This window comes from Petrotoga sp. SL27 (assembly GCF_002924605.1).
Taxonomy (GTDB): Bacteria; Thermotogota; Thermotogae; order Petrotogales; family Petrotogaceae; genus Petrotoga; species Petrotoga sibirica.
The window spans coordinates 1-253 of sequence record NZ_JAIP01000046.1; the positions used below are offsets into that span (position 1 = coordinate 1).

1 protein-coding gene is annotated in these 253 nt (G+C 32.8%); it reads right to left on the reverse strand.

Annotated features, from left to right (window positions below; translation table 11 throughout):
* A partial coding sequence (locus AD60_RS09980; RefSeq protein WP_146048849.1) for an ATP-binding cassette domain-containing protein occupies positions 1 to 253 on the reverse strand: 253 nt, incomplete at both ends.

The following is a 253-nucleotide window of genomic DNA, read 5'->3' on the forward strand; positions in this document are numbered from 1 at the left end:
AGACACATCCCATCTTAATTTACATCTTTGACCAAAAACGGTAGAAATTTTTCTATTATTGATAAGCCTATCTTTAAATGGGTCATTCCCTAAAACTCTAATTTCTCCAGAAGTCGGGGCTAAAATACCTGTCATCATCTTTATAAGTGTACTTTTACCCGCCCCATTTAAGCCAATTAATCCGACTGTTTCACCATCCTCTATCTTGAAAGATAAGGAACTAATAATTTTTATAATTTTCTTCTTCGATTTA